17 protein-coding genes and 2 pseudogenes are annotated in these 21,833 nt (G+C 73.3%); 7 read left to right on the forward strand and 12 right to left on the reverse strand.

From position 1 onward, the window contains the following. The first annotated feature begins 56 nt into the window (after positions 1-56). On the forward strand, positions 57-1,130 hold the full coding sequence (locus tag ABZ920_RS24135; protein WP_361508593.1) for an NAD(+)/NADH kinase: 1,074 nt from the start codon (positions 57-59) through the stop codon (positions 1,128-1,130). A 129-nt stretch (positions 1,131-1,259) separates the two neighbouring features. Here the strand turns inward: ABZ920_RS24135 and ABZ920_RS24140 are convergent, their stop codons facing one another. Further along, a complete protein-coding gene (locus ABZ920_RS24140) occupies positions 1,260-4,094 on the reverse strand; it encodes an aconitate hydratase (protein ID WP_361508596.1) in 2,835 nt (944 codons plus the stop codon). Between the two features lie 594 nt (positions 4,095-4,688). On the opposite strand from ABZ920_RS24140, the gene ABZ920_RS24145 reads away from it, so the two are divergent. The 4 genes and pseudogenes from ABZ920_RS24145 to ABZ920_RS24160 all read left to right on the forward strand — a co-directional run. Beyond that, positions 4,689-4,886 (forward strand): DUF4236 domain-containing protein, encoded by a 198-nt coding sequence (locus ABZ920_RS24145; RefSeq protein WP_361508599.1) that lies wholly within the window; start codon positions 4,689-4,691, stop codon positions 4,884-4,886. Positions 4,887-4,950: 64 nt separating this feature from the next. Continuing rightward, positions 4,951-6,480: a UDP-N-acetylglucosamine 1-carboxyvinyltransferase gene (locus ABZ920_RS24150; protein WP_361508602.1), complete on the forward strand. Its 1,530-nt coding sequence runs from the start codon at positions 4,951-4,953 to the stop codon at positions 6,478-6,480. Positions 6,481-7,030: 550 nt separating this feature from the next. Next, on the forward strand, positions 7,031-7,681 hold the full coding sequence (locus ABZ920_RS24155) for a hypothetical protein (RefSeq protein WP_361508605.1): 651 nt from the start codon (positions 7,031-7,033) through the stop codon (positions 7,679-7,681). 137 nt (positions 7,682-7,818) lie between these two features. Continuing rightward, positions 7,819-7,995, forward strand: a pseudogene (locus ABZ920_RS24160) (ATP-binding protein); the annotation flags it as partial. 185 nt (positions 7,996-8,180) lie between these two features. Here the strand turns inward: ABZ920_RS24160 and ABZ920_RS24165 are convergent. The 11 genes and pseudogenes from ABZ920_RS24165 to ABZ920_RS24215 form a co-directional block, all read right to left on the reverse strand. After that, on the reverse strand, positions 8,181-9,173 hold the full coding sequence (locus ABZ920_RS24165) for a TauD/TfdA family dioxygenase (protein WP_361508608.1): 993 nt from the start codon (positions 9,171-9,173) through the stop codon (positions 8,181-8,183). 203 nt (positions 9,174-9,376) lie between these two features. Beyond that, the gene (locus ABZ920_RS24170) at positions 9,377-9,748 is read right to left on the reverse strand and encodes a ferredoxin family protein (RefSeq protein WP_361508611.1); all 372 of its coding nucleotides are present in this window, start codon (positions 9,746-9,748) and stop codon (positions 9,377-9,379) included. Continuing rightward, positions 9,745-11,337, reverse strand: coding sequence for an FAD-binding protein (locus ABZ920_RS24175; protein WP_361508613.1), 1,593 nt, complete (start codon positions 11,335-11,337; stop codon positions 9,745-9,747). Before ABZ920_RS24175 ends, ABZ920_RS24170 begins: the two co-directional genes overlap by 4 nt. Next, complete coding sequence (locus ABZ920_RS24180; RefSeq protein WP_361508616.1) at positions 11,334-12,680, reverse strand: LLM class flavin-dependent oxidoreductase; 1,347 nt, start codon at positions 12,678-12,680, stop codon at positions 11,334-11,336. The genes ABZ920_RS24175 and ABZ920_RS24180 overlap by 4 nt, the downstream gene beginning before the upstream one ends. Before the next feature lie 44 nt (positions 12,681-12,724). After that, positions 12,725-13,615, reverse strand: a complete 891-nt coding sequence (locus ABZ920_RS24185) for an ABC transporter permease (protein WP_361508619.1) — start codon at positions 13,613-13,615, stop codon at positions 12,725-12,727. Then, entirely contained in the window at positions 13,612-14,463 is an 852-nt protein-coding gene (locus ABZ920_RS24190) for an ABC transporter ATP-binding protein (RefSeq protein ID WP_361508622.1), read from the reverse strand. The genes ABZ920_RS24185 and ABZ920_RS24190 overlap by 4 nt, the downstream gene beginning before the upstream one ends. 5 nt (positions 14,464-14,468) lie before the next feature. After that, positions 14,469-15,569, reverse strand: a complete 1,101-nt coding sequence (locus ABZ920_RS24195) for an ABC transporter substrate-binding protein (RefSeq protein ID WP_361508625.1) — start codon at positions 15,567-15,569, stop codon at positions 14,469-14,471. A 453-nt stretch (positions 15,570-16,022) separates the two neighbouring features. After that, on the reverse strand, positions 16,023-16,106 hold the full coding sequence (locus ABZ920_RS24200; RefSeq protein ID WP_361508675.1) for a putative leader peptide: 84 nt from the start codon (positions 16,104-16,106) through the stop codon (positions 16,023-16,025). Positions 16,107-16,206: 100 nt separating this feature from the next. Beyond that, positions 16,207-16,452, reverse strand: coding sequence for a hypothetical protein (locus ABZ920_RS24205; protein ID WP_361508628.1), 246 nt, complete (start codon positions 16,450-16,452; stop codon positions 16,207-16,209). 136 nt (positions 16,453-16,588) lie between these two features. Further along, the gene (locus tag ABZ920_RS24210) at positions 16,589-17,230 is read right to left on the reverse strand and encodes a Rid family hydrolase (protein ID WP_361508678.1); all 642 of its coding nucleotides are present in this window, start codon (positions 17,228-17,230) and stop codon (positions 16,589-16,591) included. A gap of 555 nt (positions 17,231-17,785) precedes the next feature. Then, a pseudogene (locus ABZ920_RS24215) lies at positions 17,786-18,892 on the reverse strand (acyl-CoA dehydrogenase); the annotation flags it as partial. Positions 18,893-19,146: 254 nt separating this feature from the next. Between ABZ920_RS24215 and ABZ920_RS24220 the strand changes: the two are divergent. Together ABZ920_RS24220 and ABZ920_RS24225 are read left to right on the forward strand one after the other, a co-directional pair. Further along, the gene (locus tag ABZ920_RS24220; protein ID WP_361508631.1) at positions 19,147-20,754 is read left to right on the forward strand and encodes an AMP-binding protein; all 1,608 of its coding nucleotides are present in this window, start codon (positions 19,147-19,149) and stop codon (positions 20,752-20,754) included. 30 nt (positions 20,755-20,784) lie between these two features. After that, the gene (locus tag ABZ920_RS24225) at positions 20,785-21,609 is read left to right on the forward strand and encodes a PaaX family transcriptional regulator C-terminal domain-containing protein (RefSeq protein ID WP_361508633.1); all 825 of its coding nucleotides are present in this window, start codon (positions 20,785-20,787) and stop codon (positions 21,607-21,609) included. Positions 21,610-21,833 lie beyond the last annotated feature (224 nt).

Raw genomic sequence — 21,833 nt, forward strand, 5'->3', positions numbered from 1 at the left:
CGGCCGCCTCGGCGGTCGTATGGGTCCCTGGACGGCGAGGTGGCGGGGAGACGGACATGACGGTCAACCGGATCGGCCTGGTCGTGCACGGCGGGCGCGCGGAGGCCGCGGAGGCCGCGGACACCGTCCGGACCTGGTGCGCCGAACAGGACGTGCCGTGCACGGACATCGACGTGTGGCACGGCGCCGGGCGGCGCAGTGCCCGGGACGAGGTCGCGGCGGCCGGCAACCCCGACCTCATCGTCACCCTGGGCGGCGACGGCACCTTCCTGCGGGGCGCCCGGCTCGCGGCCGCCATCGACGCCCTCGTCCTCGGTGTCGACCTGGGCCGGGTGGGCTTCCTGACGGAGGTGCCCGTGACGGGGGTGCGCGCGGCGCTGGACGCCGTGCACGAGGGCGGGCTGGAGGTCGAGGAGCGCATGCTGCTCACCATGCGCTCCTCACGCCGTCTGGAGGTGCCCTCGGACATGGAGACCCTCATGCGCTACGGCCGCGGCCCGCTGCTGCCGGCTCCGCGTGTGCGCGCCGACTGCGAGGCCGGTGGCGAGTGGGGCGTCGCCCTGGACGTGGCCGCCCTGAACGACGTGGTGCTGGAGAAGCTCTCCCGGGACCGGCAGGTGTCGGTCGGCGTCTACCTCGCCGGCCGCCTGCTGGCGTCCTACTCCGCGGACGCGCTCATGGTGGCCACGCCCACCGGCTCCACCGCCTACAGCTTCGCCGCCGGCGGCCCCGTCGTCTCACCGCGGGCGGAGGGTCTCGTCTTCACCCCGGTGGCACCGCACATGGCGTTCAACCGCTCGGTCGTCGCGGCCCCGGACGAACCCATCGGGTTCCGGGTGCTGGAACGCTCCGGCCGGGCCGCCGTCAGCATCGACGGCCAGGTGCGCGGCGTCCTCGACCCCGGGGACTGGATCGGCGTGTACGCGGCGCCCCGCAGGCTGCGCGCGGTGCGTCTGGGGCCCATGGACTTCTACGGCCGGCTGCGCGAGCGCATGAACCTCACCGACGCCCCGGCCGCGGTCGCCGACGGCACGCCCGCTCCGCTGTGGCCGGTGACGACCCCGCCGCCGGGCGACCTGGCCCATCTGGCCATGCCCACCCGGCCCACCGGACCGGCGCCTTCGGAGTGACGTACCGGCGGGAGCGGGGCGGGAGCGGCCCGCGGCGGGGCCGCCGATCCTGTTCCCGCCATGGAACGGCGAAGGGCCGCGCCCCCGTCGCCGGGGACGCGGCCCTCTCCCGCGCCGTGCCCTTCGCGCCTACTTGCGGATCAGGCTGCGCAGCACGTACTGCATGATGCCGCCGTTGCGGTAGTAGTCGGCCTCACCGGGGGTGTCGATGCGGACGACCGCGTCGAACTCCACACCGGTGTCGGTGCTGACCTTGACCGTGCGGGGCGTGGTGCCCTCGTTGAGCTCGGTGACGCCGGAGATGGAGAAGGTCTCCTCGCCGGTCAGGCCGAGCGACTCGGCGTTCTGGCCCTCCGGGAACTGCAGCGGCAGGACGCCCATGCCGATGAGGTTCGAGCGGTGGATGCGCTCGTAGGACTCGGCGACGACGGCCTTGACGCCGAGCAGCGCGGTGCCCTTCGCGGCCCAGTCGCGGGACGAGCCGGAGCCGTACTCCTTGCCGGCCAGGACGACCAGCGGGATGCCGGCGGCCTGGTAGTTCTGCGACGCGTCGTAGATGAAGGAGACCGGGCCGCCCTCCTGCGTGAAGTCCCGCGTGTAGCCGCCCTCGGTGCCCGGCGCGATCTGGTTGCGCAGGCGGATGTTGGCGAACGTACCGCGGATCATCACCTCGTGGTTGCCGCGGCGGGAACCGTAGGAGTTGAAGTCGCGGCGCTCGACGCCGTGCTCGGTGAGGTACTGGCCCGCCGGGGTGTCGGCCTTGATGGCACCGGCCGGGGAGATGTGGTCGGTGGTGACCGAGTCGCCGAGCTTGGCGAGCACCCGGGCGCCGGCGATGTCCTCGACCGGGGCCGGGTCCGTCGTCATGCCCTCGAAGTACGGGGGCTTGCGGACGTAGGTGGACTCGGGGTCCCACTCGAAGGTGTCGCCGGTCGGGATCGGCAGCGACTGCCACTGGGCGTCGCCGGCGAACACGTCCTGGTAGGAGGTGGAGAACATGTCCTGGCCGATCGCGGAGGCGACGACCTCGTTGACCTCCTGCTCGGAGGGCCAGATGTCCTGCAGGTAGACCGGCTTGCCCTCGGTGTCGGTGCCGATCGGGTCCTTGGTGATGTCCACCTTCATGGAACCGGCGATGGCGTAGGCGACGACCAGCGGCGGGGACGCCAGGTAGTTCATCTTGACGTCGGGGTTGATCCGGCCCTCGAAGTTGCGGTTGCCGGACAGCACGGAGACGACGGCGAGGTCGTTGTCGTTGACGGCCTTGGAGACCTCCTCCGGCAGCGGGCCGGAGTTGCCGATGCAGGTGGTGCAGCCGTAGCCGACCAGGTTGAAGCCCAGCTTGTCCAGGTACGGGGTCAGGCCGGCCCGGTCGTAGTAGTCCATGACGACCTTGGAGCCCGGGGCGAGGGTGGTCTTGACCCATGGCTTGCGGGTCAGGCCCTTCTCCACGGCCTTCTTCGCCACCAGGGCGGCGCCGACCATGACGTACGGGTTGGAGGTGTTGGTGCAGGAGGTGATGGCCGCGACGGTGACGGCGCCGTGGTCCAGCTCGTACTGCGAGCCGTCGGGGGCGGTGACGGTCACCGGGTCGGACGGGCCGGGGCCGGCGACGACGGCGGAGTGGCGCGGGGCGCCGGCGCCGTTCTCCTGGCGGCCGTAGGCGGGAGCGTCACTGGCCGGGAAGGACTCGGCGGACGCCTCGTCGACCGGGGAGGCCACGCCCGCCGGCTGCTCCTGCTGCGGGACGCCCGGCTCGCGGTCGTCGCCGCCGGTCAGGCCGGCCTGGACGTAGTTCAGCACGTCGCTGTTGAACTGCTCGGCGGCCCGGGCGAGGACGATGCGGTCCTGCGGGCGCTTCGGGCCGGCGATGGACGGGACGACCGTGGACAGGTCCAGCTCGAGCTTCTCGGAGAAGTCCGGCTCGGCGGCCGGGTCGAGCCAGAGGCCCTGCTCCTTGGCGTAGGCCTCGACCAGCGCGACCTGCTGCTCGCTGCGGCCGGTCAGGCGCAGGTAGTTCAGGGTCTCGTCGTCGATCGGGAAGATCGCGGCGGTGGAGCCGAACTCCGGCGACATGTTGCCGATGGTGGCGCGGTTGGCCAGCGAGGTGGCGGCGACGCCCTCGCCGTAGAACTCGACGAACTTGCCGACGACGCCGTGCTCGCGGAGCATCTCGGTGATGGTCAGCACCAGGTCGGTGGCGGTGGTGCCGGCGGGCAGCTCGCCGGTGAGCTTGAAGCCGACGACGCGCGGGATGAGCATGGAGACCGGCTGGCCGAGCATGGCGGCCTCGGCCTCGATGCCGCCGACGCCCCAGCCGAGGACGCCCAGGCCGTTGACCATCGTGGTGTGCGAGTCGGTGCCGACCAGGGTGTCGGGGTACGCCTTGCCGTCGCGGACCATGACGACGCGGGCCAGGTGCTCGATGTTCACCTGGTGGACGATGCCGGTGCCGGGCGGGACGACCTTGAACTCGTCGAAGGCGGTCTGGCCCCAGCGCAGGAACTGGTAGCGCTCCCGGTTGCGGCCGTACTCCAGCTCGACGTTCTGCTTGAAGGCGTCGTGGGTGCCGAACTTGTCGGCGATGACGGAGTGGTCGATCACGAGCTCGGCCGGGGCGAGCGGGTTGATCTTCGCCGGGTCGCCGCCGAGCTCCTTGACGGCCTCGCGCATGGTGGCGAGGTCGACGACGCAGGGCACGCCGGTGAAGTCCTGCATGATCACGCGGGCCGGCGTGAACTGGATCTCCTGCGAGGGCTGGGCCTGGGAGTCCCAGCCGCCGAGCGCGCGGATGTGGTCGGCGGTGATGTTCGCGCCGTCCTCGGTGCGGAGCAGGTTCTCCAGCAGGACCTTCAGGCTGTAAGGCAGTCGGGCCGAGCCCTCGACCTTGTCAAGCCGGAAGATCTCGTACGACTCGTCGCCCACCTGCAGCGTGCTGCGGGCGTCGAAGCTGTTCGCCGACACGACAGTCTCCTTCATTGATGTGCGCGTACCACCGCAACCCTGCCGCCAGGACGGATCGGCCGATCCGCTGAGGTAAGGCTAAGTTAGGTCACCCTTATTAGGGTCGGCCGCTGCGGGGCGCCTCGGCAGATATCTCGATGTCGAGATAACTCTAGTACATGGGGGCCGAATGGTCATGCCCCACCCTGGCGGGCCGGCCGGCGGCCCGGTGGGGCGAGGCCCTGGCGGGCCGGCCGGCCCGTGACCGCCCGGCTGCCCGGTGGGGCGGCGGTTCGCGCCGGGACGGCGGAGGCGGCGGCACGGGCCGTGACGGCCGGGGTGCGCGCGTCAGTCATGACGGCGGGGTACGCACACACGTCATGACGGCCGGGTGCGCACACACGTCATGACGGCCGGGTGCGCTCGTGCGCCACGACGGCCGGGGTGCGCTCGTGCGGTGGGTCGAGTCACCCGATCGGCCCAACGGCTCGCCGGCCACGGCATCGGTCACCGCCGGGGAGCGGCCGGAGAGTTCGCCCATCAGGACGCCAAGTCGGGGTATCCGGAAGGAAACGAGAGGGCCCGAGAGGCCCGGACGAGCGAAGGAGGCACGGCATGCCGCTCACGTTCCGCAAGAGCTTCCGCATCCTTCCGGGGGTGCGGCTGAACATCAACAAGCGCTCCTGGTCCATCACCACCGGCGGGAAGAACGGCCCCCGGCACACTCACAGCAGCACGGGACGTCGTACGACATCGATGGATCTGCCCGGACCTTTCGGGTGGCGCCGCACTCACAGCGCCAAACGCCACTGACGCCCTGTCACCCGAATGGACCCCCCAGGAGGTGCCATCTCATATGTGAGATAGCCTCAGCCTCATGGCAGACGACTACCTCGTACGCATCGGCAGGCTCATCCGTGACGCCCGGCAGCACCGGGGCTGGACACAGGCGCAGCTCGCCGAAGCACTCGGCACCAGTCAGAGCGCCGTCAACCGCATCGAGCGCGGAAACCAGAACATCAGCCTTGAGATGATCGCCCGGATCGGCGAAGCACTGGACAGCGAGATCGTGTCCCTCGGCTACGCCGGTCCGATGCATCTGCGCGTGGTCGGCGGCCGCCGGCTGTCCGGCGCCATCGACGTCAAGACCAGCAAGAACGCCTGCGTGGCCCTGCTGTGCGCCTCGCTGCTCAACAAGGGGCGCACGGTGCTGCGCCGGGTCGCCCGGATCGAGGAGGTCTACCGGCTCCTGGAGGTGCTGAACTCGATCGGCGTCCGCACCCGCTGGATCAACGACGGCACCGACCTGGAGATCGTGCCCCCGGCCGGCCTCGACCTGGACGCCATCGACGCCGACGCCGCCGTCCGCACCCGCTCCATCATCATGTTCCTCGGGCCGCTGCTGCACCGCCTGGACCGCTTCAAGCTGCCGTACGCGGGCGGCTGCGACCTGGGGACGCGGACGATCGAGCCGCACATGATCGCGCTGCGCCGGTTCGGCCTGGAGGTGGCGGCCACCGAGGGCCAGTACCACGCCCAGGTGGACCGCTCCGTCCGCCCCGCCCGCCCGATCGTGCTGACCGAGCGCGGCGACACCGTGACCGAGAACGCGCTGCTGGCGGCCGCCCGCCACGACGGCGTCACCGTCATCCGCAACGCCTCCTCCAACTACATGGTCCAGGACCTGTGCTTCTTCCTGGAGGCGCTGGGCGTGCGGGTCGAGGGCATCGGCACCACCACCCTCACCGTGCACGGCGTGCCGGACATCGACGTGGACGTCGACTACTCGCCGTCCGAGGACCCGGTCGAGGCGATGAGCCTGCTGGCCGCCGCCGTCGTCACCGAGTCGGAGCTGACGGTGCGCCGGGTGCCCATCGAGTTCCTGGAGATCGAGCTGGCGGTCCTGGAGGAGATGGGCCTCGACCACGACCGCGGCGCCGAGTACTTCGCGGACAACGGCCGCACCCGGCTGGTGGATCTCACCGTCCGGCCCTCCAAGCTGGAGGCGCCGATCGACAAGATCCACCCGATGCCGTTCCCCGGCCTGAACATCGACAACGTCCCCTTCTTCGCGGCCATCGCGGCCTCCGCGCAGGGCAAGACGCTCATCCACGACTGGGTCTACGACAACCGCGCGATCTACCTGACGGACCTCAACCGCCTCGGCGGCCGCCTGCAGTTGCTCGACCCGCACCGGGTGCTGGTCGAGGGCCCGACCCGCTGGCGCGCCGCCGAGATGATGTGCCCGCCGGCGCTGCGCCCCGCCGTGGTCGTCCTGCTGGCGATGATGGCCGCGGAGGGCACGTCGGTGCTGCGCAACGTCTACGTCATCAACCGCGGTTACGAGGACCTGGCCGAGCGCCTCAACTCGGTCGGGGCCCAGATCGAGACGTTCCGGGACATCTGACCGTTCTTAGGGAAAGGTGCCACCATGTCCCTGGTCACCTGCACAGATGTGCGGCGAGCCGGGACGTGGCGGCGCTTCCGGGAAGCCTGACGGGACTTTCGGCCGGGGCTCGAAGGCTCCCGGCGCCACGCATTCCACACGTTGCGCCACCGAGAAGAGACACAGGGCCGGGTCGAAGCGGCTGACGGCACCGATCAGGCATTTCAGCGGACTGCGGTGCGCCGAGGATTGGGCGGATTGGCTCAGATGCCGTTGCCGCTGTTCAACCGGGCGTGACTGGCCGGTGGTTGCCGGTGGGGAAGGAACTCCGTGTCGTTGGCAGAGGGACGGGGCTGCACGACAGGAAGGGCGGCAGAGATCGCCGGCATCGGAGGCCGCGTCCCAGGCCGGCGGGAGAGGGGATGAGGGCGGAGGCGTCTGCGCTGGACTGCCCCGGCAGATCAGGGGCATGTGCTGAGCGGGAACCAAGATGCCGCGCGGAGGTATCGGGCCGAGTCGACACCTGGGGAAAAGGGGAGGGCAGTTGCCTGTCCGGATCGCTTGTGGCTCAGTGCTCGTCGCCCTTGTGCTGTCCTTCGTCTTCGTTCCGGCGTCCGCCGCCGGCGACGGAGCGGGGGCCGACCGCTCCTGTGGCGGTCTGCGGTTGACGAGCTCACTGCCCGCGCCGCCAGCGGGCATGGCCGTGCAGCAGGAGGTCTCGATCGGCGCCGACTGCAGGCCACGACCTGGTGAGGTGCGGCTGATGCCGCTCGGCCGGGCCGAGGGAACCGCCGCAGGGGCTCGGACCGAAGACACCGAGAGCGGCGCACACCGGCTCTCCAGCTGGAACGAAATGTACGACTGCTGCAACATCCGTATGACCGGCCTGTACGTGACGTCGCACTGGACCACCGGCGGCGGCCGTGTCGTGAGCGCGACCACCGACGCCACCCAACAGTGGAACCGGGAGCCGTGGGACGCGGGCTGGTCGCGGAAGTCGGCCACCGAGGGCGTCGACTGTGCCACTGACTGCCCCGCCTCCCGCAGCGAGGCACACGCGGACTTCACCTACCGGGGCATCTTCGACGCGACCGGGACCTGGTACGCCAACACCCACCACTCGTACGTCGACATCACGGCCGAAGGCACCGCGTCCTGCCACTTCGAGGTGGATCTGCGTCACACCTTCGTCGGCTGGAACTGGCGGCGCGGCTGCGCCTGACGGTTCCCGAGGGCCGCGCGGCCGGTGACGTAGTTGGCGGCGCACGTTCCCCGGTTTGATCTCGCGGTGGACCAACTGGTGCGCATGAGCCACGGCCGGCCCGGCCAGCACCTGCGAGGCAAGATCGGGAGCCTGCGTGGGTGGTGCGTGCCGTCCTCAACTCCGGCCGCCCCCTGTTCCGCGAGGTCCGATACCTGCTGGCGGAGGAGCCCGAACTCCACGACACCGCTCTCTACCACTCCGTACTGGCCGCCATCACCGCCGGCAACGCCTCCCGCGGCGGCATCGCGGACTACCTGGGCCGCAAGTCGACCAGCAGCCAGTGGCGCAGGGCGTGCTGCCAGACCGTACCGCCCGGCCGACCGGTACCGCCCGCCCGGGCCGGACCGCTGCGGGCCGGGCCGGACCCGTTCGGGCCGGGCCGGACCGCTGCGGGCCGGGCCGGACCGATGCGGGCCGGCCCGGACCGCTGCGGGCCGATCCGGACCGGGCTGCCAGGTCACGCCTGGGCGACCGCCCCGTCGGTGGAGGCGCCGGAGGCGATGCCGTACGCGGGCTCGGGCACCGTCTCCGGGGACAGCAGCACGGAGCGGCGGCCGTCCACGCCGACCGGGACGTCGCCGTCGAGGGTGACGCGGCGCAGGGTGCGCTCGTGGTCGTCGGAGTCGTCCACGCCGTAGTGCTGGGTGGCGCGGTTGTCCCAGACGGCCACGTCGCCCGCGCGCCACTGCCAGCGCACCGTGTTCTCGGGGCGCTCGACGTGGGACTGGAGCACACCGATCAGCGCGCGGGAGTCGGGGCCGCCGAAGCCGGTGAGCCGCTGCAGGAAGTTGCCGAGGACCAGGGTGCGCTCCCCCGTCTCGGGGTGGACGCGCACCACCGGGTGCTCGGTGCGGAAGGTGGTCGAGGTGAACACTTCCCGGTGCTGCCTCAGCGCCTCGGACGGGGCGTCGGGGCGCACGGCCGCGTAGTCGTAGTCGTTGGTGTGGACACCGCGGAGGCTGTCGGCCAGCACCCGCAGGGGCTCGGGCAGCTCGGCGTACGCGGCGGCGGTGTTGGACCACAGGGTGTTGCCGCCGTACGGCGGGACCACCTCGGCGCGCAGGATCGAGAAGGCCGGGTAGGCGGGGACGAAGGTGACGTCGGTGTGCCACTGGTTGGCCCGGCCGCCGTGTTCGTTGTCGATGCCGAGGGCGTAGCGGCCGTCGACGGAGGGCACGGTCGGATGGGCGACCGGGGTGCCCAGGAGGCGGGCGAACGCCTCGTGGCTTCCGGCATCGAGGTGGTGCTGGTCGCGGAAGAAGACGACCTTGTGTTCGAGGATCGCGGCGCGGATCGCGGTCACGGTCGTCTCGTCCAGGTCGCCGCCGAGGCGGACGCCGGAGATCTCGGCACCGAGGCGGCCCCCGATCCTGGTGACGGTCAGGGCGGCGGCCGCCCCTGCGGTCTCCGGGGCGGGCGGGGCGGACGGGGCGGGCACGGTGGAGGTCATGGAACGGTCCCTTCGACGCGGGTGGGCTGGTGGTCTGGTCGATCGGAAGGATGTCGGCGCGGCGCGGATGAGGAGGCGTCGCGGCCGATCGGGGTGCGGTGGCGTGAGCCCCGGGCGGGAGGGCTGCCAGCGAGGGTGGGAGCCCGGGGAGTGAGAGCCCGGGGGCGGGTGCTCAGGGAGCCGAGGCTCGCCGTCGCGCGGGCTCAGGACGTGATGGGCAGGGAGTGCCCCCGGCCGCCGGGCGGGTCCAGCGGCGGGCCGACGGCCAGCCGGGCGCCCGGGGTGCGTCCGTGCCCCCAGCCGATCCGGCGGCGGTAGCTGCCGAGCAGTCCGGCCCGCGCCAGGCCCTCCTCGTCGGTGACGGTGGCGTCCCCGGCCGGGGCCGGGCGGGTCTGCGGGGCGACGTAGAGGGCGTCCGCGGGGCAGTTCGCCTCGCACTGGAAGCAGGTCTGGCAGTCGGAGTGGCGGGCCAGGACCGGGACGCCGTCCGCGCCCCGGTCGAAGACGTTGGTCGGGCAGACCTCGATGCACTTGTCGCAGGCGATGCAGCGCTCGGCGGAGACGAGTTCGATCACGACGCGGCCTCCAGCGGTGCGGCCACCGGCTCGGGCCGGGTCCACACCTCGTCGAGCCCGCCGCTGACCACGCGGTGGCGCTGCGCCGGGTCCTGGCCGGGGAAGTCCAGGCGCCGCGCCATGCCGCGGCTCTCGGTGCGGGCGAGCGCCGAGGCGTACATCCAGCGGGCGTGCGCGGTCATCGCCGCCGCCTCGCGGGCCCGTACGGCGTCGGGGCCCGTGGCGTGCAGCGTGGCGCGGGCCTCGCGCCAGGTGGCGTCGAGCGCGGCGAGGGAGGCGGTGAGGACGGTGCCGTGGCGCAGGTAGTTCTTGTCGTACGGCAGCACCTCGGCCTGCACGGCCGCGGTCACCTCCCGGTGGGCGCCGGGCCGTCCGGGCCTGCCGGTGGGGCGGAGTCCGGCCCCGCCCGCCGGCAGCAGGCTCCGGGTCGCGGCGCGGAAGCCGAGGGAGAGCGCGTGGCGGGCCGCCCCCTTGCCCGCCCAGGTGCCCGAGGAGATGGCCCAGGCCGCGTTGTGGCTGCCGCCCCCGGTGAAGCCGCCGCAGATCAGCTCGCGGGTGGCGGCGTCGCCGGCCGCGTACAGACCGGGCACGGTGGTGGCGCAGTCGTCGCCGGTGACGCGGATGCCGCCGGTGCCCCGCACGGTGCCCTCCGCGAGCAGCGTGACGGCGAACCGCTCGGTGAACGGGTCGATGCCGAGCCGGTCGAAGGGGAGGAAGAAGTTGGGCTGGGCCAGCCGCATCGCGCCCCGGGCGGACTCGTCGGCCCGATCGAGACGGCAGTACACCTTCTCGTGCAGCAGGGCGCGGGCGATCACGGACCGGCCGCCCTGGCTCGCGGCGCCCTCCAGGACGGTGCCGTCCTCGTGGAAGAAGGTCGCGAACGCGTAGAAGGCCGTCTTGGTGACCGAGGTGCCCTCGGGTGCGATGCCGTAGGCGTTGGAGAACTCCATCCCGGACAGCTCCGCGCCCGTCTCGGCGGCGAGCAGGGCGCCGTCGCCGGTGTCGACGTTGCAGCCGAGCGCGCCGCTGAGGAACGCGCAGCCTCCCGTGGCCAGGACGACGGCGCCCGCCCGCACGCGATAGGGCTCCCCCGCCTGCCGGCGGTACCCGGCCGCTCCGGCGACCGCCCCGGACGGGTCGGTGAGCAGTTCGGTGACCGGGCTGTGGTCGAGGACGCGCACGCCGGCGCGCTGGACGCGGACGCGCATCCGGCGCATGTACTCGGGCCCCTGGAGGCCGTTCCTGAGCTGCGTTCCGTCCGGGCCCGTCGGGAAGGGGTAACGGCCGGCCGCGGCCAGCTCGTTGACGCCCGCGTACGTCTGCTCCAGGACCCGGCGCTTCCAGCGCCGGTCGTCCAGGCGCCCGCCCAGCTCCTCGCGGCTCGCCATGGCCGCCTCGCGGGCGGCCGGGTCCGGCGGCACGTACCAGACGCCGGTGCCGGCCGACGCGGTCGCGCCGCTGGTGCCGCAGTGGCCCTTGTCGGCGAGGACGACCTCCGCGCCGGCCTGGGCGGCCTTGAGGGCGGCCCAGGTCGCCGCCGGGCCGCCGCCGACCACGAGGACGTCGGTCGTCAGGTCGAGCCCCTTCACGCGGCTCCTCCCCGGCCTGCGGCGAACCGGTTCGCGGGGCGGGGCAGGCCGTAGTGCTCGCGCAGGGTGCGCCCCGTGTACTCGGTGCGGAACAGGCCGCGGTCCTGGAGGATCGGCACGACGTGGTCGACGAAGTCCTCCAGTCCGCCGGGCAGGTACGGCGGCATGACGTTGAAGCCGTCGGCCGCGCCCTGGGTGAACCATTCCTGGAGCTGGTCGGCGACCTGCTCGGGGGTGCCCGCGAAGACGCGGTGCCCGCGGCCGCCGCCGAGCCGGGCGATCAGCTCGCGCAGGGTCAGTCCGTCGCGGCGGGCGAGTTCGGCGACCAGCGTGAAACGGCTCTTGTTGCCGTTGATGTCCCGCTCGTCGGGCAGTGCGGGCAGTGGGCCGTCCAGCGGCAGGCCGGTCAGGTCGGTGCCGAGCATCCCGGACAGCTGGGCGAGCCCGTACTCCGGCACCTGCAGGTCGGTCAGCTCCTGCTCCAGGGCGCGGGCCTCCGCCTCGGTCGAGCCGATGACGGGGCAGATCCCGGGCAGGATCCGCACGTCGTCCTCGGCGCGGCCGTAGCGGGCCAGGCGGCTCTTGAGGTCCTTGTAGAAGGCCTGGGCGTCGGCGAGGGTCTGCTGCGCGGTGAAGACGGCCTCGGCGTACCGGGCGGCGAACTCCCTGCCGTCCTCGGAGGAGCCGGCCTGTACGAGCAGCGGGTGGCCCTGCGGCGCGCGCGGGACGTTGAGCGGTCCGCGGACCCGGAAGTGGGTGCCGCGGTGCTCGATGGGGTGCACCTTGCCGGTGTCGGCGTAGACCCCGCTGTCGACGTCGAGGGTGATCGCGTCGTCCTCCCAGCTGTCCCACAGTTCCGTGGCGACCTCGACGAACTCCCGTGCCCGGTCGTAGCGCAGGCCGTGTTCGAGGTGCTCGTCCCGGCCGAAGTTGCGGGCCTCGTCGACGGTGGCGGAGGTGACGATGTTCCAGCCGGCCCGTCCGCCGCTGATGTGGTCCAGGGAGGCGAACTTGCGGGCGGTGTGGAAGGGCTCGTTGAAGGTGGTCGACACGGTGGCGATCAGGCCGATCCGCTCGGTCGCCGTGGCGAGCGCGGACAGCAGGGTGAGCGGTTCGAGACCGCCGAGCGCGTTGTGCCGGACCTTGCCCGCGAGGGCGAGGCCGTCGGCGAAGAAGACGGAGTCGAGCTTCCCGCGCTCGGCGGTCCGCGCGAGGTGCTGGAAGTAGCCGATGTCGGTGACGCGTCCGGGCTGGGTGCGGGGGTGCCGCCAGGCGGCGTCGTGGTGGCCGGCGTTCATCAGGAAGGCGTTGAGGTGAAGACGGCGGGGACTGGCTGCGGGCATGGAGGTTCCTCGGGGCGCTGGGAGGGACGGGCGGGGCGGCTGCGTCAGCGTGCGGCGGGCACGCGCCAGGAACTCAGGCGCCGTTCGACGGCCACCAGCAGCTGGTTGAACAGGACGCCGATGGCGGAGATGGTGATGATCCCGGCGTACATCTCCGGGATGGCGAAGTTGTACTGCGAGGCGTTGATCAGGTAGCCGAGGCCGGCCTTGGCGCCGATCATCTCGGCCGCGACGAGGACGAGGATGGAGACCGCGCCCGCCAGCCGGATGCCGGTGAAGATCGTCGGCACGGAGGCCGGCAGGATCACCTTCTGGAACAGCCGCGGCGCGGACAGGTCCATGGAGCGCGCCAGCCGCACCAGCGTGGGATCGACGTTGCCCACCGCGCTGATGGTGTTCAGCAGGATCGGCCAGGTGCAGGCGTAGAGGACGATGGAGATCTTCGAGGTCTCGCCGATGCCGAGCAGCAGCACGAACACCGGCAGCAGGGCGAGGGCCGCGGTGTTGCGGAACACCTCCAGCAGGGGGCCGAGCAGATCGGCCACCGGCCGGTACCAGCCGATCAGCAGGCCGAGGGGGACGGCCACGACCACCGCGAGGCCGAAGCCGCTGAACGACCGCACCAGACTGGCCTGCGCGTGGGTGGCGAGCCGGCCGTCGGCGGCCAGGTCCCACCAGGCGCGGGCGACCTCGCTGAACGGGGGCAGGAAGGTCCGGTCGACCAGGGCGAGGCGGGGCGCCAGCTCCCACAGGAGCAGCAGGGCGGCGACGGCCGCCGACTTGGTGGCGGCGGCCAGCACGGCCCGCAGCGGACGTGACGACAGCACGTCGCGGGGCCGGGCGGGCGTCGCCCGCTCCGTGCCGGCCGGGGGCGTCGCGGTGGGCCTGGCGGGCGCCGTCGCGAGGCGCGTGGTCGGACCGCTTACGGGGCTCATGGGGCGACCTCCTCCTTCTCCAGCTGCTGGGCCCTGGTCACCTCGTGGTGCAGCAGCGTCCAGATCTCGTGCCGGTAGCGTGCGAACTCGGGGCTGGAACGCAGGTCGTCCGTCGCGGTGCGGGAGCCGAGGGAGATCGGCACGACCTGCTTGACGCGACCGGGCCGGGACGTCATCACGGCGACCCGCTGACCCAGGTAGACGGCTTCCTCGATGCTGTGGGTGATGAAGACGACGGTCTTCCCGGTGCGCTGCCAGATGCGCAGCAGTTCGTCCTGGAGCGATTCGCGGGTCTGCGCGTCCAGCGCGGCGAACGGCTCGTCCATCAGCAGCACGTCGGGGTCGTAGGCGAGCGAGCGGGCGATCGCGACGCGCTGGCGCATGCCGCCGGACAGCTCGTGCGGGTGACGGTCCTCGAAGCCGGACAGCCCGACCAGGTCCAGGTACGCGCGAGCCCGTTCGGTGCGCTCGCGGCGCGGCACGCCGGTCGCCTCCAGACCGAACTCCACGTTGCGCAGGGCGGTCCGCCAGGGCAGCAGGGCGTACTGCTGGAAGACGATGCCGCGGTCCAGGCCCGGCCCCGTCACCGGTCGCCCGTCGAGGAGGATCCGCCCTCCGGTCGCCGGGGTGAGCCCGCCCAGCAGGTCCAGGAGGGTGGACTTGCCGCAGCCGCTGGGGCCGACCACGGCGACGAACTCGCCGGCCCGGATGCTCAGGTCGATGCCGTCGAGGGCGGTGAACTCGCCGTCCCCCCGGGCGGCGGCGCGGCGGCGCACCGCACCGGCCCGGGCGGGGAACGTCTTGCGCACCTGCCTGAACTCGATCTTGGGTACGAGGGTTTCCGGCATGGGGATCAGCTCCCGCTCCGGCTGGAGGAGGTGGCCGAGGGCGCCGGGCGCGTCGGGTCCGCGGCGGGGGACGAACCGGCCTTGGCGCGGTAGGCGTTGAACTCGTTGGTGTACAGGCCGGACGGCTCGGTCCGCCCCTTCGGTATGTCACCGCGTCCGCCCAGCCAGTCGATCCACAGCTGGAGTTCCCCGTCGTTGATGCGGCCGGCGGTCTCGGCCACTCCGTAGGACTGCCAGTACCGCAGCGGGGCGGTGTCCTCGTCGCGGCCGCGCTTCTTGACGATCTCGGTCATCCGGTCGATGACCTGCTCACGCGGGGTCGCGCGGGCCCATTCGATGGCGCGGGCCACCCCGGTGACGAAGGTGCGGGAGGTGTCGGGGTTGCGTTCGAGGAACCGCTCGGTCATGACGTACGTGCCGGCGGAGAAGGCCCCGAGCAGCTGGTAGTCGGTGAACAGCGGCCGTATGCCGCCGGTCGCCAGGGCCTTGTCGCGCAGGATGCCGCCCAGCACGGCCACGTCGATGTGTTTCTGGCGCAGCGACTCCTCGGTGTTGACCGGCGGCAGCGCCAGCGGCTCCACCTTCTTGATGTCGGCCTGTGACAGGCCCTGCCGCTGGAGGTAGATGTCGAGCATCGCCTCGGCGTGCGCGCCGAGGGTGTTCATGCCGACCTTCTTGCCGACCAGGTCGCGGGCCGAGCGGATCGGGCTGTCCTCGAGCACGTAGTAGCCGCTGTACGCGAACCGGTCCACGCCGTAGTAGCTGATCACGGACTTGATCGGCGCCTTGCGTGCGGCGAGTTTGACCACGGCGCCGTTGAACGCTCCGCCGACGTCGGTCTGCCCGGTAGCCGCCGACTGGATGTCCTGCGGTCCGCTGATCGTGTTGCCGACCCATTCCAGCTTCACGTCTTCCAGGTAGCCGAGGTTCTCGGCGAGTTCGGGGGGCGTGACGGTGCCCGCCCATCCCTGGTAGCGCACCGTCCGGGTCTGCCCTTTGGACGAGCCGCCGCCTCCCACGGCCGTGCCGCAGCCGACGGCGACCGCCGAGAGGCCCATCAGGGTGAGGAACTGGCGCCGGTTCGCCGGGAAGGTCAACGTGCTCATGAGGACGTCCTGTTCGAGTCTGTGGGTGAGCGGTCTGGGTGAGTGGTGTGGGGGGCGGGAGGGGGTGCTGCCGGGAACGGATGCGGCCCACGCGAAGGAGCCGCGCGGAACGGGGCGCCCGGTACCGGCTTCCGGGTGCGGAAGGCCGCCGCTGCGGACGGGCGCCGCTGCGGACGGGCGCTCCGCGACGCCGGGGAGCCGGTACCAGAGACGCCGAGGACCGGGGAAAGGGAAAAGAAATGCGCGACCGTGTTCAAGACGAAGAACGAATGACGCAGCGGCGCATCACGACAGGAAAATCGGCCGACCGCAGGTGGAGTGGAAGGAATTCCGGGGCGGCGGAAGCCTCAGGTGCCGAAAGGCCTGGCCTGTCCTTCCGCGCGCAGGTGCGCGGAGGAATTCCTCACCTCGGGCGGGAGCCACCGTCGCGGTGCGGGCCCCCTGCCGGACGGCTCAGCGGCAGACGGCACAGAGGGCGCTGGCCTGGCGTCGCAGGTCGACGTGCAGGCGCGCGGCGAACTTCTCCGAATACGTCACGCTTGGAGGCTGGCAGCGGGAATCAGCCAGGTCAAGCAGATGGCGTATTCCGTCTCACATCCTGGCGACTCTGCCATGAGTCCGTAGCATTCGCTTCACATTAGAGCGGTTTCCCGTGGGACGCCCCGGCGTGTGACGCCGCGTTTCCGTACCGGCGCCCCGGCGCGGGGACGCGGCCTCCGTCCACCTCCGGGCCCTCCTCGCGCAGCCGCCGCACCACGGTGCGCATGTTCTCCTCGCCGCGCGCCACGCCGAAGACGGCGACGCCCCGGTGGGCCAGCAGCTCGGTCACCGCGAGCCCGGTCCCGCTGGTGGCGCCGGTGAGGAACCGCCTGCGTCCCGACATCCCCCTCAGCCGGGTCGAGGCGCTGATGGAGAGGGAGCTCCGGGGGGTGAGCCCGCGGCGGCACTGACGCCGCGGGGACGGCTGAGGCGGCGGTCCGTGCGGGGGCCGCCGCCTCAGCCGTGCGACAGGGCCGCCGTCAGGGCAGTACCGCGCATCCGTCGAGTTCCACCACCGCCCGCTCGTCCCACAGGCGTACGACCTGCACGACCGCCATCGCCGGATAGTCGCGCCCGGCCAGCCGGCGCCAGACGCGGCCGAGTTCGGGGGCGTGGGCGCGGTAGGCGGCGACGTCGGTGGCGTAGACGGTGACGCGGGCCAGGTCCGCCGGGGTGCCGCCCGCCGCGCGCAGGGCGGCGAGGAGGTTGCCCAGGGCCCGTTCGAACTGCTCGGGCAGGGTGTCCCCGGTCACCTCGCCGTCCGCGTCGAGGGCGGTCTGGCCCGCCAGGAACACGACGCGGGAGCCGGTCACCACGACGGCGTGCGAGAAGCCCGTCGGCGGGCTCAGACCGGGCGGGTTGACCCGGACGGCCCGGCCGTCCGGCCCGGCGCCTCCGGTGCTCACGGGGCCTCCGTGGTCGTGCCGGGCGCTCACGGGGCCTCCACGGACGCGTCCCCGCGGGGACGGGGACTCCGCCGTTGCGCCTGGCGGTGGCGGGGACTCCGCGGTCGCGCCCGGCGATGAGGGGGACTGTGCGGTCACGCCCGGGCGTGACGGGAGATCCGCAGCCTCGCCCGGACGTGACGCGAACTCCTCGGCCGCACCCGCACGTGACGGCACCTCCGCCGCCGCATCCGGGGGTGACGCTAACTCCCCGGCCGCGCCTGGCGATGAGGGGGACTGTGCGGTCGCGCCCGGGCGTGGCGCCAACTCCGCAGCCGCGTCCGAGCGTGGCGGGGGATCCCCTGCCGCGTCCGGACGTGACGCGAACTCCGCAGCCGCGTCCGAGCGTGGCGGGGGATCCCCTGCCGCATCCGGGCGTGACGCCAACTCCCCTGAGGCATCCGGGCGTGACGCGTACTCCGCTGTCGCGCCTGGGGGTGGCGGGGACTCCGCGGCCGCGCCCGGCGAAGAGGGGGACTGCGCGGTCGCGCCCGGACGTGGCGCCAACTCCGCAGCCGCGTCCGAGCGTGGCGCCAACTCCGCAGCCGCGTCCGAGCGTGGCGCCAACTCCGCAGCCGCGTCCGAGCGTGGCGGGGGATCCGCTGCCGCGTCCGGACGTGGCGCCAACTCCGCAGCCGCGTCCGGGAGTGAGGCGAACTCTGCGGCAGGCGGTGCCGGAATGTGTGCCGTCGCGTCGGGGCCGTCGTGCGGTCCGGGGCGGGGTGCGTCCTTGTACAGCTCCTTGGCGATGATGCCCCGTTGCACCTCGCTCGCCCCCTCGTAGATCCGCGGGGCGCGCACCTCGCGGTAGAGGTGTTCGAGCAGGTGGCCGCGGCGCAGGGCGCGGGCGCCGTGCAGTTGGACGGCGGCGTCGACGACGTACTGCGCGGTCTCGGTGGCGAGCAGCTTCGCCATGGCGGAGCGCCGGGGGACGTCCGGGGCGCCGGCGTCGTACGCCGACGCCGCCGCGTGCACCATCAGCCGGGCCGCCTCGGTCCGCAGCGCCATCTCGGCGACCTGATGGGCGACCGCCTGCAGGTCGGCCAGCTTGCCCCCGAAGGCCTCCCGGCGGGCGGTGTGGGCGAGGGTCGCCTCGAGCGCCGCCTGGGCCATGCCGACGGCGAAGGCGCCGACGCTCGGCCGGAAGAGGTTGAGGGTGCCCATGGCCACGCGGAAGCCGCGGTCGACCTCGCCGAGGACGTCGTCGGCGGTCACGGGGACGCCGTCGAAGGTCAGGCTGCCGACGGGGTGCGGCGAGAGCATGTCCAGCGCGGCGCCGGTGAGGCCGGGGCGGGTGGCGGGCACGAGGAAGGCGGTCACGTCGCGGGCGCCGGCGCCGGGTGCGGTGCGCGCGAAGACGGTGTAGACGTCGGCCTCGGGCGCGTTGGAGATCCAGCACTTCTCGCCGGTGAGCCGCCAGCGTCCGGGCCCGTCGGGCCGGGCGGAGAGCGCCAGCGCCGCCGCGTCCGACCCCGCCCCCGGCTCGCTCAGCGCGAAGGCGGCGACGGTGGTCCCCTCGCCGACGCCGGGCAGCCAGCGGTCCCGCTGGGCGGGGGTGCCGTGGGCGTGCACGGGGTGGGCCCCGAGTCCCTGCAGGGCGAGGGCGGTCTCGGCCTCGGTGCAGGCCTGGGCGAGGGACTCCCGCATCAGGCACAGGTCCAGGGCGCCTGAGGTGAACAGCCTGCGCAGCAGGCCGAGCCGTCCGAGTTCGGCGACGAGCGGGCGGTTGACGCGACCCGGCTCGCCCTGCTCCGCGAGCGGGCGCAGCCGGCCGGCGGCCAGGGCGCGCAGTTCGGTGCACCAGGCGGACCGCCGCGGGTCGAGCTGGAATGCGGGCACAGCCGGTCCTCTCTCCCCGGGGGCTCCCCGCGAGCCCGCCGTGAGCCCGCCGTGAACCCCAGCCCGTCCGTGGGCCGGTGGGCTCCGGCGCGCGTCGCCGGCCACCCGCGGGCGCGCCACCACGGTGTGCGGCGCACCCCGCGCGCGGCCCGGGCAGGGGCCTCCACAGCGACGATATCGCGCAGCGTTGACTGCCGTCATCAACACGATACGCTCCCCCGTGCGAGCCCACCACCACGAGGGGGCGAACCGCCATGGACCCCAGCAGGGACGGCACCGGACGGCCGACGGCCTCGGCCCACGTCGACACCTTCGCGCGCGACCACCTCCCACCCCCCGGCCAGTGGCCCGACCTCCGTTTCGACCTCCCCGGGCTGGACCGGCCGGGCCGGCTGAACTGCGCCGCCGAGCTGCTCGGCCACGCCGACCCCGGCCGCCCGGCGTTCCGTACGGCCGCGGGGGAGATCTGGACCTACGGCGAGCTGCGCGCCCGCGTCGACCTGGTCGCGCACGTCCTCACCGGCGACCTGGGCGTCGTCCCCGGCAACCGCGTGCTGCTGCGCGGCCCCACCACGCCGTGGCTGGCCGCCTGCTGGCTCGCGGTGCTCAAGGCGGGCGCCGTCGCGGTGACCGTACTGGCGCAGCAACGGCCGCACGAGCTGCGCACGATCTGCGCGATCGCCCGGGTACGGCACGCCCTGTGCGACATACGCTCCGTCGACGACCTGGTGAAGGCGGACGTGCCGGGGCTGCGCGTCACCACCTACGGCGGCGACGGACCCGGCGACCTCGGCAGCCGCCCGGCGCCCGCACTCCCCTACCCCGCCGTCGGCACCGCCGCCGACGACGTCGCCCTGATCGCCTTCACCTCGGGCACCACGGGCCGCCCCAAGGGCTGCATGCACTTCCACCGCGACGTCCTCGCGATCGCCGACACCTTCTCCCGGCACGTGCTGCGACCGCGCCCGGACGACGTCTTCGCGGGCAGTCCCCCGCTCGGGTTCACCTTCGGTCTCGGCGGACTGCTCGTCTTCCCGCTGCGCGCCGGGGCCAGCGCCCTGCTGCTCGAACAGGCCGGTCCACGGCAGCTGTTGCCGGCGATCGCCGAGCACCGCGTCTCCGTGCTGTTCACGGCGCCCACCGCCTACCGCGCGATGCTGGACGAGCTCGGCTCCCACGACGTCTCCTCGCTCAGACGCTGCGTCTCCGCCGGCGAGAACCTGCCCGCCGCCACCTGGCACGCCTGGCACGAACGCACCGGGCTGCGCCTCATCAACGGCATCGGGGCGACCGAGCTGCTGCACATCTTCATCTCCGCCGCCGACGAGGACGCCCGGCCCGGGACCACGGGGGTGCCCGTGCCGGGGTGGCAGGCCCGCGTGCAGGACGAGCACGGGGCTCCGGTGCCCGACGGGCAGCCGGGTCTGCTCGCCGTGCGCGGCCCCGTCGGCTGCCGGTACCTCGCCGACCCGCGGCAGCGCGACTACGTGCGCGGCGGCTGGAACGTCACGGGCGACACCTACGTCCGCGAGCCGGACGGCTACTTCCGCTACGTGGCCCGCGCCGACGACATGATCATCTCGTCCGGGTACAACATCGCGGGCCCGGAGGTGGAGGACGCGCTGCTGCGCCATCCCGACGTGGTCGAGGCCGCCGTCGTCGGACGGCCCGACGACTCGCGCGGTCAGGTCGTGGTGGCGTACGCCGTCCTGCGCGAGGGCGCGGCCCGGGACGAGGAGGCGCTGCGCTCCTTCGTGCGGGGCGAACTGGCGCCGTACAAGTGCCCGCGCGAGATCGTCTTCCTGGACGCGCTGCCGCGCACGGCCACCGGAAAGCTCCAGCGGTTCCGCCTTCGCACCTGAGGTGACCAGCAGCGATGCCGACGAACTAACATGATCGACGTGTCCGAGCAGCAGGCGCAACATGCCCCGAGGTCCCTCATCGTCACCCTGTACGGTGCGTACGGCCGCTTCGTGCCGGGGCCGGTGCCCGTCGCGGAGCTGATCCGGCTGCTGGCCGCGGTCGGGGTGGACGCGCCCTCGGTGCGCTCGTCGGTGTCCCGGCTGAAGCGGCGCGGGCTGCTGGTGCCCGCCCGTACCGCGCGGGGAGCGGCCGGGTACGAGCTGTCGCCCCAGGCGCGGCAGCTGCTGGACGACGGGGACCGCCGTATCTACGCCGCGGCGCCGCCGCGGGACGAGGGCTGGGTGCTCGCGGTTTTCTCGGTGCCGGAGTCGGAGCGGCAGAAGCGGCACGTGCTGCGCTCCCGGCTGGCCGGACTGGGCTTCGGCACGGCCGCGCCCGGGGTGTGGGTGGCCCCGGCCCGCCTGTACGAGGAGGCCCGGCACACGCTCGAACGGCTGGGCCTGGACGCGTACGTGGACCTGTTCCGCGGTGAGCACCTGGGGTTCGCGCCGACCGCCGAGGCGGTGGCGCGCTGGTGGGACCTGGCCGGGATCGCCAAGGAGCACGAGGCGTTCCTCGACCGGCACGCCGGCGTGCTGCTGGCCTGGGAGCGGCGCTCCGACACCCCGCCCGAGGAGGCCTACCGCGACTACCTCCTGGCCCTGGACTCCTGGCGCCGTCTGCCCTACGCCGACCCCGGGCTGCCCGCCCGGCTGCTGCCCGAGGGCTGGCCGGGCGCCCGCTCCGCCGCCGTGTTCCAGGGGCTGCACGAGCGGCTCCGGGACGCCGGCGCGGCCTTCGTCGGCCTGCTGTGACGCCGCCCGCCGGGGCCCGCGGTCCCGGTGGGGAGCGGCCCGCGGCGGCCGGTGACCGGCGTCCGCCGCTCGGCGGCCGGTCGGCGCCCGGCAGTCGGCAGTCGGCAGTCGCCAGTCGCCAGTCGCCAGTCGGCAGTCGGCAGTCGGCAGTCGGCAGTCGGCAGTCGGCAGTCGGCAGTCGGCAGTCGGCAGTCGGCAGTCGGCAGTCGGCAGTCGGCAGTCGT

The sequence above is a fragment of the Streptomyces sp. NPDC046831 genome (assembly GCF_040645305.1).
Classification (GTDB): domain Bacteria; phylum Actinomycetota; class Actinomycetes; order Streptomycetales; family Streptomycetaceae; genus Streptomyces.

Coding starts and splice junctions, on each gene's coding strand:
- ABZ920_RS24135 (WP_361508593.1), top strand. CDS start 57: ATGACGGTCAACCGGATCGGCCTGGTCGTGCACGGCGGGCGCGCGGAG.
- ABZ920_RS24145 (WP_361508599.1), top strand. CDS start 4,689: ATGCCGCTCACGTTCCGCAAGAGCTTCCGCATCCTTCCGGGGGTGCGG.
- ABZ920_RS24150 (WP_361508602.1), top strand. CDS start 4,951: ATGGCAGACGACTACCTCGTACGCATCGGCAGGCTCATCCGTGACGCC.
- ABZ920_RS24165 (WP_361508608.1), bottom strand. CDS start 9,173: ATGACCTCCACCGTGCCCGCCCCGTCCGCCCCGCCCGCCCCGGAGACC.
- ABZ920_RS24180 (WP_361508616.1), bottom strand. CDS start 12,680: ATGCCCGCAGCCAGTCCCCGCCGTCTTCACCTCAACGCCTTCCTGATG.
- ABZ920_RS24185 (WP_361508619.1), bottom strand. CDS start 13,615: ATGAGCCCCGTAAGCGGTCCGACCACGCGCCTCGCGACGGCGCCCGCC.
- ABZ920_RS24190 (WP_361508622.1), bottom strand. CDS start 14,463: ATGCCGGAAACCCTCGTACCCAAGATCGAGTTCAGGCAGGTGCGCAAG.
- ABZ920_RS24195 (WP_361508625.1), bottom strand. CDS start 15,569: ATGAGCACGTTGACCTTCCCGGCGAACCGGCGCCAGTTCCTCACCCTG.
- ABZ920_RS24205 (WP_361508628.1), bottom strand. CDS start 16,452: ATGTCGGGACGCAGGCGGTTCCTCACCGGCGCCACCAGCGGGACCGGG.
- ABZ920_RS24220 (WP_361508631.1), top strand. CDS start 19,147: ATGGACCCCAGCAGGGACGGCACCGGACGGCCGACGGCCTCGGCCCAC.
- ABZ920_RS24225 (WP_361508633.1), top strand. CDS start 20,785: ATGATCGACGTGTCCGAGCAGCAGGCGCAACATGCCCCGAGGTCCCTC.